We start from the raw sequence: 16,622 nt of genomic DNA on the forward strand, positions 1-16,622 counted from the left end.
ATTAAATTATGTATGATTTAATTATAAAAAATGCCAAACTCATCGATAATTCAATAACTGATATTGCCATTCAACATGGCAAAATTGTGGAAATTGGCAAAAATATAATCGCAACGTCAAATCAAGTGTTGGATCTAAAAAAACAGCACTATATAAGTGCCGGATGGATAGATTCCCATACTCATTGCTTTGCTCGTTCACCAATTTACCATGATGAACCCGATCTCATTGGTGTTGAGTCTGGCGTGACGGCAGTGGTTGATGCTGGTAGTGTTGGTGCACTTGATATTGACGAGTTTTATGATTTAGCGATGCAGGCTAAAACTCATGTTTATTCCTTCCTAAATATCTCAAAAATAGGCTTAGTAAGGCAAAGTGAGCTTGCTGATATGCAAGATGTTGATGTGCCGTTATTTGACCAAACTTTAGCTAAATATCCTAATTTTATTATTGGAATAAAAGTTAGGATGAGTCGTAGCGTTGTTGGTGAAAATGGCATTTTACCGTTAATCAAAGCGAAAGAGATGCAGAAAAAGACTGGATTGCCACTAATGATTCATGTAGGAAATAATCCGCCTGAACTTGATGAAATTGCAGATTTGTTAACTAAAGGCGATATTATTACTCACTGTTTTAATGGTAAGCCAAACCAAATATTTGATAAGCAAAATAATCTGCGTGATTCAATTAAACGCGCCATTGAACGTGGGGTGATTTTAGATATTGGTCATGGTGGTGAAAGTTTCAGTTTTGCGGTAGCTGAGCGAGCAAAATGTTTAGATGTTTATCCAAACACAATCAGTTCTGATATCTATTCTAAAAATCGTTTGCAAGGCCCTGTATTTAGCTTAGCAAATGTGATGAATAAATTTATCTCTCTAGGTTATAGCAAAACTAGAATTATTGATAGTGTCACTAAAAATGCGGCCCAAATTTTGCATTTAAACAATAAAGGGGAAATAGCTATTGGCTATGATGCCGATTTGACTATTTTTGATATAAAACAGCAAACCGTCTCTTTAACTGATTCAGAAGGTGAGCAGAGGGAATGCCATGAACAGTTTGTTCCTTTAGCCGCTATCGCAACAAATACAACCAAAAAAGTTACACACATTGAAATAACACAAGAAGGTAGTAAAAATGAGATCAGAATCTCAAACTGAAAAAGAAATATATAGTAAATACCACTTGAAAAAAGTGATTAACGCTTCGGGGCGAATGACTATTTTAGGTGTTTCAACACCTAGAGCAGAAGTGGTTGATACTGTATCCCATGGATTAAATGAATATTTTGAAATAAAAGATTTAGTTGATAAAACTGGTCAATACATTGCTAAATTACTTAATGTCGAAAATGCTGTGGTCGTATCATGTGCCTCGGCTGGCATTGCCCAAGCTGTCGCTGGCTTAATCGTTAAAGATGATCGTGATTTATTATTTAATTTACATCATTCTGATAAATGGATAGCTAGGGAAATTATTGTGCCAAAAGGACATAACGTAAATTTTGGTGCTCCTATTAGTACGATGGTTGCTTTAGGTGGTGGAATTGTGGTTGAAGCAGGTTATGCAAATGAGTGTAAACCAGAGCATATTGAATCATTAATTAATTCTGATACCGCGGCTATTTTATATGTTAAATCACATCATTGTGTACAAAAAAGTATGCTATCAGTTGCGCAAGCTGTAACAGTGGCCAAGAAATATAATATTCCATTAATTGTTGATGCTGCAGCAGAAGAGGATTTACAAACCTATTATCAACAAGGTGCTGATTTAGTTATTTATAGTGGTGCAAAAGCAATTGAAGGACCAACTAGTGGCTTAGTTATTGGCCGTCATCAAGCCATTGAGTGGCTTAAACTTCAGTCTCAAGGCATTGGACGACCAATGAAGGTTGGTAAAGAGGGTATTTTAGGCTTAACCAAGGCAATTGAGTTATATATTAATGATCCAAAACAAGAAACTGGACAAGAGATGGTTGCCAAAATGACACCATTTATCGAAAAGTTAAATTCTATTAATGGTATATCGGCAAAAGTTGTCTGGGATGGTGCTGGACGAGATATTGCACGCGCAGAAATATCATTTGATGTAAAGGTAATTGGTAAAACTGCTGTTGAAATGATAGATCTAATGAAGCAAGGCGAGATTGCAGTCTATTTTCGGGAATATAAAGCCAATGAAGGTAAAGTAGACGCAGATGTTCGTAGTGTAACGGCTGAACAGCTTGATATTGTTTATAACAAAATTATAAAAATTATCCAAGGAGTAAAATAATGCAATTGACACCAAATTATTTTAACGATCGTGTTTGTTTAAACGTATTAGCCAATTCAATTGATAATGCTAGTGCTATTTATGAAGCTGCACAAAGCTATGTTGTTGTGGGTGTGTTATCTAAAAATTATCCAGATAATCAACAAGCAATAGAAGATATGAAAAAATATGCGTTAGCCATTGACAATGCGATTTCAGTTGGTCTTGGTGCGGGTGATCCTAACCAATCTACTATGGTGTCAGAAATATCTGCAGTTCTACAACCTCAACATATTAATCAAGTTTTTACAGGGGTGGCAACAAGTCGTGCTTTATTAGGACAAAAAGAGACGGTAATCAATGGTCTTGTATCACCAACCGGGAAAGTAGGATTAGTTAATATAGCTACAGGGCCACTAAGCTCAAAATCACCTGCTGCTATCGTACCGATTGAAACTGCTATTGCTTTATTAAAAGATATGGGGGGAAGCTCAATTAAATATTTCCCTATGGGCGGTTTAAAACATATAGATGAATATGAGTATGTGGCTAAATGCTGTGCTGAACATGATTTTTACCTAGAGCCGACTGGAGGAATAGATTTAGACAATTATGAAGCTATTTTAAAAATTGCCTTAAATGCAGGAGTGAAAAAAGTTATTCCACATATTTACACCTCAATTATAGATAGAGCAACGGGTAAGACTAAGACTGAAGATGTTAGACAACTTTTAGCGATTACGCAAAAATTAGCAGGATGAGTAATGGCATCTAAATTGCTGTTCCCATATCAACGACTAACTTATATTTTTGATACGATAAAAAACGAATTGCTACCTCAAAAAGAGTTAGCAAATCGTTTTTCGGTATCGATAAGAACAATTCGTTCGGATATTTCTACTTTGAATGATGTGTTACAAGTCTATGGCGCGCGAGTTAATTATATTAAAAACGTTGGTTATCATCTTGTTATAACTGATCCGAACCTTTATGAAACAATACCTATTGTTCAGGAAATAGAACGGGTTCCTCGCACTAATAAAGAACGTATTTCCGCTTTACTTATTGCATTTTTAACTCAATCAAAATCGGTAAAACTGGATGATATTGCTGGTGAATGGTTTTTGAGTCGTAATACATTACAAAATGATGTTATTGAAGTTAAGCAGTATTTAGACAAATACCATTTATCACTCGATAGACGTCCTTATTCAGGTATGCGATTAGTCGGTGAAGAATCAGCTATTCGAGCTTGTTTAACTGACATTTTATGGCAACACTATATAACAGGGGATACGATTAACGTTAATCGGTTAATACAAGTAATATTATCTGATATTGATTTAGATTATCTTCAAAATGTATTGCAAGACCAGTTTGAACGTTTTGAATTAAAACTAACTTCGGAAGGACAAGGATATTTGCTTTATTGTTGTGCCGTCTCGATAACCAGAATTACACAAGGTCATGAATTAGTAGAATATAAAGTGGATCATATTGATTCGACAGTTATAAGTGCTGCGCGTGAAGTTTCTGAGAGTTTCTCCTATTTTTTAGGTAGCACTCTTTCCGATGCTGAATTTAACTATTTATGCGTGCAGATTATGTCACGCACGATTATGGAATCGCCTAATCAAGCTAAAAGCATAGAGTTATTTGAACATATTTTATCTTATATTAATGATTCTTATCACTATAATTTGAAACAAGATATGAAACTACGCCAAGATATGCTAATTCATATCTCATCGATGCTATCTCGTATAAAATATCAAATTCATACTTCCAATCCACTATTACGTGAAATTAAACAATATTATCCTTTTGCCTATGATATTACTTTATCGGCATTAGCAAATATTCATAAGTTTACTGATGTGAAAATGACTGAAGATGAAATCAGCTATTTAGCAATTCATATAGGAGTTGCATTAGAACGTAACTATAGCGCAGGATATGAAAGATTAGTGGAAATCTTGCTGGTTAGTGAATTAGGTAATGCAACATTGCGTATGATTGAATCAAAAATTAAACGCGTCTTTCCTCATATTTTAATTAATCGAACGCTTTCTTATCGAGAGTATGACCAGTTAACGCATATTGAGGAAGATTTTGTGGTATCTACCGTTCGTTTAACTGAAAAAGATAAGCAAATTGTGAAAATAGCACCATTCCCCACGCCTTATCAACTTGAACAATTAGGTCGATTATCTATGGTCGATCGCACTATGCCATATATTATTGAGCGTTTTTTTAATGAAAAATTTTTCCTCATTATTGACAATCCGATGACGCAAAATGAACTGTTCCAGATAGTTTGCCAGCGTCTTGAAGAATCCGGATATGTAGGGCAGGACTTTTATCCATCGGTAGTAGAGAGAGAAAGTATTGTTTCAACCTTAATCGGTGAAAATATTGCCATTCCTCATTCAGTTGGGTTGTTGGCCAAAAAGACAGTAGTTACCACTATTTTGGCTCCTCAAGGTATTGAATGGAATAAAAATGAAATTGCATATGTTATTTTCTTATTAGCAATTAGCAAAGATGAATATGAAGATGCGATGCGAATTTATAACTTAGTAGTCAATTTTGTTAAAGAGAGATCAACTAAGCGGTTGTTAAATAGTCGTAATTTCGATGATTTTCAAGCTATTGTAAAAGATAGTTTTGGGCGTTTATCGTAATAAACTCGATTTAATTTGCAATTAAGAAAGGGATTCAACTAAGCGAGTAACACAAGTTATTTAGCGATTAAATAAATAACAATTTTGAGCGCTAAAAAACCCTGTTCCTCAAAATTTTTTGTTAAGAAATAAGTAAAATAATAATTATAAATATTTAAGAAATAATCAACAATTAAAACAAATTATCATGTGCTTGCCCATTGACGAAATGGTGATTTAAAGGTATTATGCGCGCCTTATGGCTTTGTGTGGTTTTTAGCTGCACTTAATAATTTTTAAGGTAGGCATGCATATCTTATGCAAAATAAATTACCATTAACAATTGACCCAATCAAAGCAGCACAAAAAAGACTTGATTATGTTGGATATTATCCAGCTCAAAGTGCAACAAGGATTGAAAGTCCAAAAAGTGATATCGAATGTCATTTGTCTTTTGATTTTGATGAGCAAAGACTTTGCGTTATCACCATTGATGCAAAAATGACGCTAGAACAAATTTGCCAGCGTTGTTTTAAACCTTTTATCACTGAAGTTCATGTGATGAATAAATTTAGTCCTGTTAAGAGCGATGCTCAAGCAGAGACATTACCGGAACATTATGAGCCCGTTTTGGTTAACGAGTTTGGTGAAGTAGATATATTAGCGTTAATTGAAGACGAAATTATTCTCTCATTACCAATTGCGCCGGTGCATGATAGTAAACACTGCGAAGTGTCAGAGGCAGATATGGTATTTGGTGAAATTCCAACGGAAAATGAAAAACCAAATCCATTTGCAATTTTAGTTAGTTTAAAGAATAAGGGGTAAATCCATGGCTGTTCAACAGAATCGTAAAACTCGTGCAAAACGTGGTATGCGTCGTTCTCATGATGCATTAACTGTTGCGAATATCTCAGTTGATGAATCAGGTAAAACACATTTACGTCATCACGTAACCGCTGATGGTTATTATCGCGGTCGTAAAGTGATTTCTAAATAATTACCTAGTAATTAGAAATCTTCAGGTGACATTTTGGATAATCTAACCATTGCGTTAGATGCTATGAGCGGGGACTTCGGTCCTCGTATTGTTGTTCCTGCTGCAATTCAAGCATTACACCATTATCCAAACCTCTCTATCTTCCTTATCGGTGATTTAAAGGAAGTCAATACCTTTTTGTCTAAAGAAAATGCAAAGCTGGTTAGCCAATATCAAGAAAGTGGTCGTTTGATGATAACTGAATCTACTTCCATTATTACTAATGATATGAAGCCATCATATGCAATCAGGCATAGTCAAGGTTCCTCAATGAGGATTGCATTGGAGTTAGTTAAAAGTAATGAGGCTCAGGCTTGTGTCAGTGCTGGTAATACTGGTGCGCTGATGGGGTTATCTAAGTTGTTGTTGCATTCTTTAACAGGCATTGATCGACCAGCTTTAGTCGCCACCATTCCTGCGTTAAACAATCAAAATACTGTTGTGCTTGATTTAGGGGCGAATGCTGAATGTGATAGCGATATGCTGGTTCAATTTGCCATAATGGGGCAAATTCTAGCAAAGTCAGTCCTTCAGGTTAAAAATCCGCGCGTTGCTTTACTTAATATTGGTGAAGAAGATATTAAGGGATTAGATAGAATTCGTGCTGCGGCGTCTGTTTTAAAAGCTAATGATCAAATTAATTATATCGGTTATTTAGAGGGTAATGAACTGTTAACCGGTAAAACTGATGTGCTTATTTGTGATGGTTTTGTTGGTAATGTGACGCTGAAAACAGTAGAAGGATTAATCAAAATTTTTATGTCATCATTCAAAATGCTGTTGGGGCACAATTCGTTAATTATGAAATTTTTAAGTCAGTGGCTGCAACGAAAAATAGTAAAAAATTTTGGTTATTTAGATCCTGGACGATATAATGGTGCCTGTTTACTTGGACTTCAAAGTATTGTGATTAAAAGTCACGGTAGTGCCAATCAAAAATCATTTTATGCAGCAATTGAGCAAGCTATTTTAGCTATCGAAACAAATATACCTGAGAAGATTGCCAGCAGTCTTTCTTCCGCACTACCTAAGAGCGAATAATTCGATGTATACAAAGATATTAGGAACAGGAAGTTATCTTCCAAAACAAATAAGAACCAATGCCGATCTTGAAAAAATGGTTGATACTAGTGATGAATGGATAACAACTCGTACTGGTATTAAAGAAAGACGTATAGCCGCACCTGATGAAACAGTAACAAGTATGGCTTATGAAGCGGCTATTAATGCAATTGAAATGGCGGATATCGATAAACAAGAAATTGGTTTGATTATTGTTGCAACAGCCACATCGGTTAATGCTTTTCCTAGTTCAGCTACAGAATTACAAGCTAAATTAGATATCGGTGATGTGGTTGCCTTTGATGTGTCGGCAGCTTGTTCTGGATTTATTTATGCATTAGATATCGCTGATAAATATGTAAAAAGTGGTGTAATAAAATATGCCTTAGTTGTTGGTTCAGATATGTTAACCCGTGGTGTTGATCCAAATGATCGCGGTACAATTATCATTTTCGGTGATGGTGCTGGAGCGGTTGTAGTTGGTGCTTCTCAAGAGCCTGGTATTATTGCCTCTCATTTACATGCCGACGGCCGATATGGTGAATTATTAAAATACCCATATGTTGATCGCCGTTCTCTTAATGACCCTGTCTATATGACAATGCAAGGTAACGACGTATTCAAAATTGCAGTCAAAGAACTTTCTAATCTAGTTGATGAACTTTTAACCGAAAATGCCTTTAATAAATCTGATTTAGATTGGTTAGTGCCACATCAAGCTAATTTACGGATTATTTCAGCTACAGCCAAACGTCTTGATATGGATATGAGTAAGGTGATTGTTACGCTGGATAAACAAGGTAATACTTCTGCTGCATCTGTGCCTTGTGCATTAGATACCGGGGTACGAGATGGACGTATTAAACGTGGGCAACTAATTTTATTAGAAGCTTTCGGTGGCGGCTTTGTTTGGGGCTCAGCACTCGTTAGATTTTAATTTTATAAATTATTTAGGTAATCAAGGATTTCAAAATGACCAAATTTGCAATGGTATTTCCAGGACAAGGCTCACAAGCTGTTGGTATGTTAAAAGATCTTGCTGAAAATTATCCAGTTGTGAAATCAACTTTCGATGAAGCATCACAAGTATTAGGTTATGATTTATGGACTTTAGTTCAAGAGGGTCCAGCTGATGAATTAAATAAAACTTGGCAAACGCAACCGGCATTACTTGCTTCATCGGTTGCGATTTACCGAGTGTGGCAAAGTATTAATGGCCCTCAACCAGAATTTATGGCGGGTCATAGTTTGGGTGAATATTCAGCATTAGTATGTGCTGGTGTGATTGATTTTAAAGACGCTATTAAATTAGTCGAGTTACGTGGAAAATTAATGCAAGAGGCAGTGCCAAGTGGTACAGGCGCGATGTTCGCTATTATTGGTTTAGATAACGATTCAATCCGTAAGGCTTGTGAACAAGCGGCTCAAGGTCAAGTTGTCGCGCCAGTTAATTTTAATTCACCGGGCCAAGTTGTTATTGCCGGTAATAAAGAAGCGGTTGAACGTGCTGGTGCTATTTGTAAAGAGGCCGGCGCTAAACGTGCGTTACCATTGGCGGTAAGTGTTCCTTCGCATTGTGCATTAATGAAACCAGCCGCTGATAAACTAGCGACAGCTTTAAATAACATGACGTTCAATGCACCTAAATTTGCTGTGATTAATAACGTTGATGTTAAAGTTGAATCATCGGCAGATAATATTAAATCTGCGTTAATATCTCAGTTATATAGTCCGGTTCGTTGGACTGAAACGGTTGAAGAAATGGCGAAAGAAGGCGTAACACTGTTAGTTGAAATGGGGCCAGGTAAGGTTTTAACAGGCTTAACTAAACGAATAGTTGACTCATTATCGGCTTGTGCAGTTAATGATAAAGCGTCATTAGATGTTGCAATTGAAAATACTAAATAGAATACAAAAGAGGTAGTTATGAACCTATCAGGAAAAATTGCTTTAGTTACTGGTGCCAGCCGAGGAATCGGTAAAGCCATTGCAGAAAAATTAGTTGCATGTGGTGCAACTGTTATCGGTACTGCAACGACAGAAAAAGGTGCGCAGGCTATAAGTGAATATTTGGGCTCTAACGGAAAAGGTTTAGCGCTAAATGTGACCGACGAAGCATCTATTGAATCAGTTATTAATGCAATTAAAACGGAGTTTGGCGATATTGATATTTTAGTTAATAATGCCGGTATTACCCGTGATAATTTATTAATGCGAATGAAAGAAGATGAATGGCAAGATATATTAGATACTAATTTGACGTCTGTATTCCGTTTATCGAAGGCATTAATGCGTACTATGATGAAAAAACGTTATGGTCGAATCATTACTATAGGATCTGTTGTAGGGACTATGGGTAATGCTGGTCAGGCTAACTATGCAGCTGCAAAAGCAGGATTGATTGGCTTTAGTAAATCACTCGCTCGTGAAGTTGCGTCTCGAAATATTACGGTTAACGTGGTAGCGCCAGGATTTATTGCTACTGATATGACAGAGGCATTAACTGATGAACAAAAAGCCTTAACTTTAGCGCAAGTACCAGCAGGACGTTTAGGTGAACCGGCTGAGATTGCTAATGCGGTGGCATTTTTGGCTTCTGATGACGCATCTTACATCACAGGTGAAACTTTACATGTCAATGGTGGCATGTATATGGTGTAATTGATCAAAATAGTGTAAAATGAACCAATAATTTGACGTTTAGAATAAAAAATAAGCAATTGGGTTGAAAAATGATTGGCATCTTTTTCAACATTTTATAAACTTACATTCACCGCCACTTTCGGCGATATTTATAGGAAAAAAAAGAGTATGAGCACTATTGAAGAGCGAGTTAAGAAAATTATTGTTGAGCAACTTGGTGTGAAAGAGGACGAAGTTAAAAATGAATCTTCTTTCGTTGAAGATCTTGGCGCTGACTCTCTTGATACAGTTGAATTAGTTATGGCTTTAGAAGAAGAATTTGATACTGAAATTCCTGATGAAGAAGCTGAAAAAATTACAACTGTACAATCAGCAATTGATTATATTACTGCAAATCAATAAGGTTAGCAGAGTTTTCATAATAGGCGGTCAAATGATCGCCTAGTTTGTATTTGTGACTCTATTTTTTATAGAGTGAATTTAATATAAATTAATTCTGAAAACTCACAACAAAATTTTCAATGATTCAAATTTCATTTCAATCCTTTTCTGGAGGACAATGTGTCTAAACGCAGAGTTGTTGTTACTGGAATGGGCATGATATCTCCAGTAGGTAATACAGTTGATTCCACTTGGCAAGCTTTATTAGCAGGTCAAAGTGGTGTAGAACTTGTAGAGCACTTTGATACAGCCCCTTTTGCAACGCGCTTCGCAGCGATGGTTAAAGACTTTAATGGCGAAGATTATAATATTTCACGTAAAGATGCACGCAAAATGGATTATTTTATCCAATATGGTATTGCTGCAGGTATGCAAGCAATGCAAGATGCTGGCATTGAAATTACGGAAGAAAACGCAGAGCGCATCGGTTGTGCTATCGGTTCAGGTATTGGTGGACTAGGATTAATTGAAGAAAATCATAGTGCATTAGTTAATGGTGGACCACGTAAAATTAGTCCATTTTTTGTGCCATCAACAATCGTCAATATGATTGCTGGTCATTTATCCATTATTTATGGATTAAAAGGTCCAAGTATTACTATTGCTACTGCTTGCTCTTCTGGTGTACATAATATTGGTCATGCAGCTCGAATGATTGCTTATGGTGATGCTGATGCGATGTTAGCGGGTGGTGGTGAAAAAGCGAGTACTCCTCTTGGTATTGGCGGTTTTGGTGCAGCTCGGGCACTATCAACTAATAATGATAATCCAAAAGCTGCAAGTCGACCGTGGGATAGAGATCGTGATGGTTTTGTGCTTGGTGATGGTGCCGGTATTATGTTCCTAGAAGAATATGAACATGCCAAAAAGCGTGGTGCCAAGATTTATGCTGAAGTAGTGGGCTTTGGTATGAGTGGTGATGCTTATCATATGACTTCGCCACCAGCTGACGGTAGTGGAGCAGCATTAGCCATGAAATGTGCGATTCGTGATGCAGGTATAACGCCTGAACAAATTGGTTATATTAATGCGCACGGTACGTCAACTCCTGCTGGAGACAAAGCTGAAACCCAAGCAGTTAAGAGTATTTTCCAAGAAAATGCTAATAAAGTAATGGTAAGTTCAACTAAATCGATGATTGGGCATTTATTAGGTGCTGCTGGTGCTGTTGAGTCTATTTTTACGGTGCTTGCATTACGTGATCAAGCTGTTCCACCAACAATTAATCTTGATAACCCTGATGAGGGTTGTGATCTGGATTATGTTCCACATACTGCTCGTCAAGTGAAAAACTTACAATATGCGCTTTGTAATTCATTTGGTTTTGGTGGCACTAACGGTTCAGTCTTATTCAAGAAAATCTAATCTTTTTTTCCCCATCACAATTAAGTGATGGGAATCATCTATTCTATTATCTTTATTTTTTGATAACACACTTCACAGATTAAAAAATGTGGCATATACCTCATTTTTAAAAATATTTAGTAGCTTAATATTAATAAAAGCGTATGTTTTAACTTAATACATGGATAAAAAATATTTTTCTTAATAATGGTAATAAGATTTATCTATGCAAGATTTTTTAATTTTTAGGAGTTGTTATTATGATTACTACTGCACTTTTCCCTAATCGTTACATTCAAGGTTTTAATGCGATTGAAAATAGTTTAGGTCAAGAATTAGCAAGGCTTGGTAAAAAAGCGTTATTGCTTGAAAGCCCATCTGCCCACAAAAATTTATCTAAAATTATCGAAAAATCACTATCAGGTAATGTTGATAGTGTAGTTGATATTTTTAACCGAGAATGTAGTGATGAAGAGATTACAAGAATAATTGAGTTAGCTAAAGCTCAAAATATTGATGTGATTGTCGGTATAGGTGGAGGGAAGGTTGTTGATACCGCAAAAGCGGTAGCAGCAACTATTAATTATCCTTGCGTTGTAGTGCCAACGCTTGCTTCAACCGATGCTCCTTGTAGTGCTTTATCAGTAATTTATACCTCAACAGGTGAATTTAAACGTTATTTTGTGTTACCTAGAAATCCTGATGTTGTTTTAGTCGATTCAAAAGTTATTGCTAATGCTCCTGCAAGGTTTTTAGTTGCAGGTATGGGTGATGCTTTAGCAACCTGGTTTGAAGCTGAGGATTGTAGACAATCAAAAGCAGGGAATATGACTGGTCGACCTGGTCCAATCACTGCATTTGCACTAGCAAAATTTTGTTTTGAAATTTTGTTAAAATATGGTGTACAGGCTAAAAATGCTTGTGAACAAAAAGTAGTAACCTCTGCACTGGAACATGTGATTGAAGCTAATACGCTACTTTCTGGATTAGGATTTGAAAGTGGCGGGCTTTCAGCTGCTCATGCCATTCATAATGGATTTACGGCATTAGAAGCGACGCATCAGTATTGGCATGGTGAAAAAGTAGCGTTTGGTACCCTTGCTATGTTAATGTTAATTGATAGCGATCCGAAGATGATTGAAACTGTTTATAATTTTTGTCAGTCCGTTGGATTACCAACTACACTAGCAGAAATTGGCTTAGCTAATGTTAGCGATGATGATTTAATGCAAGTGGCAATTTTAGCTTGTGCGCAAGGTGAATCTATTCATAATTCTCCTGCTGAAATCTCTCCAGACACAGTATTTGCTGCCATAAAAGCCGCAAATGCAGAAGGGGTACGACGCAAATAACGTTTTGCATTTATCAACACTAATTCGATTAACGTCCGTTGTTTTATAACGGACGTTTTTATAATTGATTAGTTGGTATATTTTGCGATAAGCAAAGACAATAAGAATATTCATCTAGTTTATGCTATAATTGTAGCTAATTTTTTGTGTAATCATTTTGGTAAATATGACCGAACCTAAGTTTATTCATCTTCATTTGCATAGCGATTTTTCAATGGTTGACGGCATCGCTAAAGTTGGCGCCTTAGTCAATGAAATAAGCAAATTGCAAATGCCTGCTTTTGCGATTACTGATTTTACCAATCTTTGCGGACTCGTTAAGTTCTATGGTTCTGCTATGGGAAAAGGCATAAAACCCATTATTGGTGCTGACTTAGCAATTAAAAGTTCACAATTAAGTGATGATATTTATCGGTTAACTATATTAGCGGCTAATAATACTGGTTATCAAAATCTTACAATGCTAATTTCAAAAGCTTATCAACGAGGTTATATCGATGATATGCCAGTTGTTGATCAAGAATGGTTAACGTTACATCGAGAAGGTTTAATCATATTCGCTGGCCGTGAAAGTGATATTGGTATTGGTATTATTCGTGATAATCAAGCGATTATTGATGAGGCGGTCAATTATTATTTAGATAATTTTAATCAACATTTCTATTTTGAATTAGTTCGTACAAATCGTGCTAATGAAGAGTTATTTATTCATAGTGCTATTAAATTAGCTGAACAATATGCCTTACCCGTTGTGGCAACTAATGATGTACGTTTCTTGGCAGCGTCTGATTTTGAAGCGCATGAGATTCGAGTAGCTATTCATGATGGTAATACTCTTGAAGATCCAAGTAGACCAAAAAACTATTCATCCGAGCAATATCTGCGTTCAGAACAAGAAATGTGTAAATTGTTTTCTGATATTCCAGAAGCCTTGGAAAATAGTGTTGAAATAGCTAAACGATGTAATGTAACTATCCGGTTGGGTGAATATTTTTTACCTCAATTTCCTACTGGTGATATGTCAACTGAAGATTTTTTGGTGCATAAATCACGTGAAGGTTTAGAAGAACGTCTAGAGTTTCTTTTTCCTGATCCAGAAGTGCGAAAGCAGCGACGTCCTGAGTATGATGAACGACTGGAAACTGAATTAAACGTGATAAATCAAATGGGGTTCCCTGGTTACTTTCTAATCGTGATGGAATTTATCCAATGGTCAAAAGATAATGATATTCCTGTTGGACCAGGTCGTGGTTCAGGAGCAGGTTCATTAGTTGCTTACGCTTTAAAGATAACTGATTTAGATCCATTAGCATTTGACCTGCTTTTCGAACGTTTTTTAAACCCAGAACGGGTTTCAATGCCGGATTTTGATGTCGACTTTTGTATGGAAAAGCGTGATATGGTTATTGATCACGTAGCTGATATGTATGGTCGAGATGCTGTATCGCAAATTATTACCTTTGGTACTATGGCAGCTAAAGCGGTTATCCGTGATGTAGGGCGTGTACTTGGCCATCCTTATGGATTTGTCGATCGTATATCAAAATTAATTCCTCTTGATCCGGGGATGACCTTAGCTAAGGCGTTTGAAGCTGAACCACAATTACAAGAGCTTTATGATAATAATGAAGAAGTTAAGTCTCTTATTGATATCGCAAGACAATTGGAAGGTGTGACTCGAAATGCCGGTAAACATGCCGGAGGTGTAGTAATATCCCCGACTAAAATTACAGATTTTTCACCTATTTATTGTGATCCAGAAGGCCATCATCCTGTCACACAATTTGATAAAAATGATGTGGAATATGCAGGGCTTGTCAAATTTGACTTCTTAGGACTACGTACTTTAACCATTATTGATTGGGCGATTAAAATGATTAATCAGCGCCAGTTAAGGGATGGTAAGGCCGCAGTTGATATTACTCGTATTCCATTAGATGATGAAGAATCGTTCCAATTACTACTAAAAGCTGAAACAACCGCGGTCTTCCAATTGGAATCGCGTGGTATGAAGGACTTGATCAGACGCTTAAAACCTGACTGTTTTGAAGATATGATCGCCTTAGTTGCTTTATTCCGACCAGGTCCATTACAATCGGGTATGGTAGATAATTTTATTGATCGTAAACATGGACGAGAAGAAGTATCATACCCAGATATCAAACATCAACACGAATCTCTTAAACCAATATTAGAACCAACCTATGGCATAATTTTATATCAAGAACAAGTTATGCAAATTGCCCAAACACTATCTGGTTATACGCTAGGTGGTGCAGATTTGCTTCGACGAGCGATGGGTAAGAAAAAACCAGAAGAGATGGCTAAGCAGCGCTCGGTTTTTAAAGAAGGAGCGGAAAAACAAGGTGTTGATGGTGAACTGTCCATGCACATCTTCGATCTGGTTGAAAAGTTTGCTGGATATGGTTTTAATAAATCTCACTCCGCAGCTTATGCGCTTGTTTCCTACCAGACTTTATGGTTAAAAACCCATTATCCGGCTGAATTTATGGCTGCAGTAATGACAGCTGATATGGACAATACCGATAAAATTGTTGGTTTAGTTGATGAATGTCTAAGAATGGGATTGCAAGTAAATCCTCCTGATATTAATAGTGGTCTTTACCATTTTCATGTCAATGATAAAGGAGAAATTGTTTATGGCATAGGTGCAATAAAAGGTGTTGGTGAAGGACCCATTGAGGCTATTGTTGAAGCGCGTAATAGCGGAGGTTATTTTAAAAATATCTTTGAGCTTTGCGCTCGAACTGATATGAAGAAAATTAATCGGCGTGTATTAGAGAAATTAACTATGGCTGGCGCTTTTGATAAATTAGGGCCACATAGAGCGGCTATTTTACATAGTATTAATGATGCCATGCAAGCGGCCGATCAATACGCTAAAGCGCAAAATATTGGTCAAGAAGATATGTTCGGCGTCCTTGCTGAAGAGCCAGAACAAGTTGAACATGCATATGCTGCTGTACCTGAGTTACCAGCACAAGTTTTACTTGATGGTGAACGCGAAGCATTAGGACTTTATTTAACCGGCCATCCGGTTACCCAATATTTAAAAGAACTCAATCGATATTCAGGCGGCGTTCGTATTAGCGAGGCCGCACCTACTGGATGGGGAAAAATCGCTACTTTTGCCGGTATTGTTGTTGATGCCAGAGTTCGAATTACCAAAAAAGGTAATAAAATTGGATTATTTACTTTAGATGATAGGTCTGGGCGAATTGATGGCATGCTTTTTTCTGAAGCATTAGATAAATTCGATCATTTACTGGTAAAAGATAAAATTCTAATTGTTTCTGGGCAAGTAAGTCATGATGATTTCAATGGTGGCTTTAAATTATCTGTTCGTGATATTGTTGACTTAAAAGATGCTAGAGCTAAATTTGTTAAGGGATTAGCCATTACCTTAACCGATGTTGAAGTTAATCGTGCTAATTTACAACGATTACAACAAATTATAGAACCTTATCGGCATGGTAGTGTGCCGATTAATCTCTATTATCATCGGGAAGATTCTGTGGTACGTCTTCAATTTGGTACAACTTGGCGAATTGTACCGGAAGATTCACTGATAATTGAATTGAAAACATTATTAGGCAATGATCGAGTGGATTTTGAGTTTGATTAATTAAGACAGAATTTTTATTAGAGTTAACCAGTCAAAACTAATTATATCATTTGATATGTTGATGCTCATTAATAATAAATATTGGTGACTTCAATGACAATTACATAGTAAAATTGGCTTAATTTTATTTTAATAAATAGTCAGTATACTAAATTTAGTAATGTATTTTAGTA

Annotated in this window: 14 protein-coding genes; all 14 read left to right on the forward strand. The window is 36.3% G+C overall.

The window, feature by feature from the left end; all coding sequences use genetic code 11:
• The first annotated feature begins 8 nt into the window (after positions 1-8).
• The 14 genes from AC5LXI_RS03190 to dnaE all read left to right on the forward strand — a co-directional run bounded on the left by AC5LXI_RS03190 (position 9) and on the right by dnaE (position 16,449).
• Entirely contained in the window at positions 9-1,163 is a 1,155-nt protein-coding gene (locus AC5LXI_RS03190; RefSeq protein ID WP_493443494.1) for an amidohydrolase/deacetylase family metallohydrolase, read from the forward strand.
• Positions 1,141-2,280, forward strand: coding sequence for a DgaE family pyridoxal phosphate-dependent ammonia lyase (locus AC5LXI_RS03195; protein WP_493443495.1), 1,140 nt, complete (start codon positions 1,141-1,143; stop codon positions 2,278-2,280). The genes AC5LXI_RS03190 and AC5LXI_RS03195 overlap by 23 nt, the downstream gene beginning before the upstream one ends.
• Positions 2,280-3,020: a 2-dehydro-3-deoxy-phosphogluconate aldolase gene (gene dagF, locus AC5LXI_RS03200; RefSeq protein ID WP_493443496.1), complete on the forward strand. Its 741-nt coding sequence runs from the start codon at positions 2,280-2,282 to the stop codon at positions 3,018-3,020. The genes AC5LXI_RS03195 and dagF overlap by 1 nt, the downstream gene beginning before the upstream one ends.
• Before the next feature lie 3 nt (positions 3,021-3,023).
• Entirely contained in the window at positions 3,024-4,943 is a 1,920-nt protein-coding gene (locus AC5LXI_RS03205; protein ID WP_493443497.1) for a BglG family transcription antiterminator, read from the forward strand.
• A 297-nt stretch (positions 4,944-5,240) separates the two neighbouring features.
• Positions 5,241-5,750: a 23S rRNA accumulation protein YceD gene (yceD, locus tag AC5LXI_RS03210; protein WP_493443498.1), complete on the forward strand. Its 510-nt coding sequence runs from the start codon at positions 5,241-5,243 to the stop codon at positions 5,748-5,750.
• A 4-nt stretch (positions 5,751-5,754) separates the two neighbouring features.
• Positions 5,755-5,922 carry a 50S ribosomal protein L32 gene (gene rpmF / locus AC5LXI_RS03215; protein ID WP_025316508.1) on the forward strand — a complete coding sequence of 56 codons (168 nt, stop codon included), beginning with the start codon at positions 5,755-5,757 and terminating at the stop codon, positions 5,920-5,922.
• A 33-nt stretch (positions 5,923-5,955) separates the two neighbouring features.
• A complete protein-coding gene (gene plsX, locus AC5LXI_RS03220) occupies positions 5,956-7,002 on the forward strand; it encodes a phosphate acyltransferase PlsX (RefSeq protein WP_493443499.1) in 1,047 nt (348 codons plus the stop codon).
• Between the two features lie 4 nt (positions 7,003-7,006).
• Positions 7,007-7,960 (forward strand): beta-ketoacyl-ACP synthase III, encoded by a 954-nt coding sequence (locus AC5LXI_RS03225; protein ID WP_493443500.1) that lies wholly within the window; start codon positions 7,007-7,009, stop codon positions 7,958-7,960.
• A gap of 35 nt (positions 7,961-7,995) precedes the next feature.
• Positions 7,996-8,931, forward strand: a complete 936-nt coding sequence (fabD, locus tag AC5LXI_RS03230; RefSeq protein ID WP_493443501.1) for an ACP S-malonyltransferase — start codon at positions 7,996-7,998, stop codon at positions 8,929-8,931.
• An 18-nt stretch (positions 8,932-8,949) separates the two neighbouring features.
• A complete protein-coding gene (fabG, locus tag AC5LXI_RS03235) occupies positions 8,950-9,684 on the forward strand; it encodes a 3-oxoacyl-ACP reductase FabG (protein WP_493443502.1) in 735 nt (244 codons plus the stop codon).
• A 150-nt stretch (positions 9,685-9,834) separates the two neighbouring features.
• Positions 9,835-10,068 carry an acyl carrier protein gene (gene acpP / locus AC5LXI_RS03240; protein WP_025316503.1) on the forward strand — a complete coding sequence of 78 codons (234 nt, stop codon included), beginning with the start codon at positions 9,835-9,837 and terminating at the stop codon, positions 10,066-10,068.
• A gap of 159 nt (positions 10,069-10,227) precedes the next feature.
• A complete protein-coding gene (fabF, locus tag AC5LXI_RS03245) occupies positions 10,228-11,472 on the forward strand; it encodes a beta-ketoacyl-ACP synthase II (RefSeq protein WP_493443503.1) in 1,245 nt (414 codons plus the stop codon).
• A gap of 239 nt (positions 11,473-11,711) precedes the next feature.
• A complete protein-coding gene (locus AC5LXI_RS03250) occupies positions 11,712-12,803 on the forward strand; it encodes a glycerol dehydrogenase (RefSeq protein WP_493443504.1) in 1,092 nt (363 codons plus the stop codon).
• 166 nt (positions 12,804-12,969) lie between these two features.
• Positions 12,970-16,449: a DNA polymerase III subunit alpha gene (gene dnaE / locus AC5LXI_RS03255; protein WP_493443505.1), complete on the forward strand. Its 3,480-nt coding sequence runs from the start codon at positions 12,970-12,972 to the stop codon at positions 16,447-16,449.
• The last annotated feature ends 173 nt before the right edge of the window (positions 16,450-16,622 follow it).

It is taken from the genome of Gilliamella sp. LMG 34361 (assembly GCF_984569075.1).

Coding starts and splice junctions, on each gene's coding strand:
- AC5LXI_RS03190 (WP_493443494.1), top strand. CDS start 9: ATGTATGATTTAATTATAAAAAATGCCAAACTCATCGATAATTCAATA.
- AC5LXI_RS03195 (WP_493443495.1), top strand. CDS start 1,141: ATGAGATCAGAATCTCAAACTGAAAAAGAAATATATAGTAAATACCAC.
- dagF (WP_493443496.1), top strand. CDS start 2,280: ATGCAATTGACACCAAATTATTTTAACGATCGTGTTTGTTTAAACGTA.
- AC5LXI_RS03205 (WP_493443497.1), top strand. CDS start 3,024: ATGGCATCTAAATTGCTGTTCCCATATCAACGACTAACTTATATTTTT.
- yceD (WP_493443498.1), top strand. CDS start 5,241: ATGCAAAATAAATTACCATTAACAATTGACCCAATCAAAGCAGCACAA.
- rpmF (WP_025316508.1), top strand. CDS start 5,755: ATGGCTGTTCAACAGAATCGTAAAACTCGTGCAAAACGTGGTATGCGT.
- AC5LXI_RS03225 (WP_493443500.1), top strand. CDS start 7,007: ATGTATACAAAGATATTAGGAACAGGAAGTTATCTTCCAAAACAAATA.
- fabD (WP_493443501.1), top strand. CDS start 7,996: ATGACCAAATTTGCAATGGTATTTCCAGGACAAGGCTCACAAGCTGTT.
- fabG (WP_493443502.1), top strand. CDS start 8,950: ATGAACCTATCAGGAAAAATTGCTTTAGTTACTGGTGCCAGCCGAGGA.
- acpP (WP_025316503.1), top strand. CDS start 9,835: ATGAGCACTATTGAAGAGCGAGTTAAGAAAATTATTGTTGAGCAACTT.
- AC5LXI_RS03250 (WP_493443504.1), top strand. CDS start 11,712: ATGATTACTACTGCACTTTTCCCTAATCGTTACATTCAAGGTTTTAAT.
- dnaE (WP_493443505.1), top strand. CDS start 12,970: ATGACCGAACCTAAGTTTATTCATCTTCATTTGCATAGCGATTTTTCA.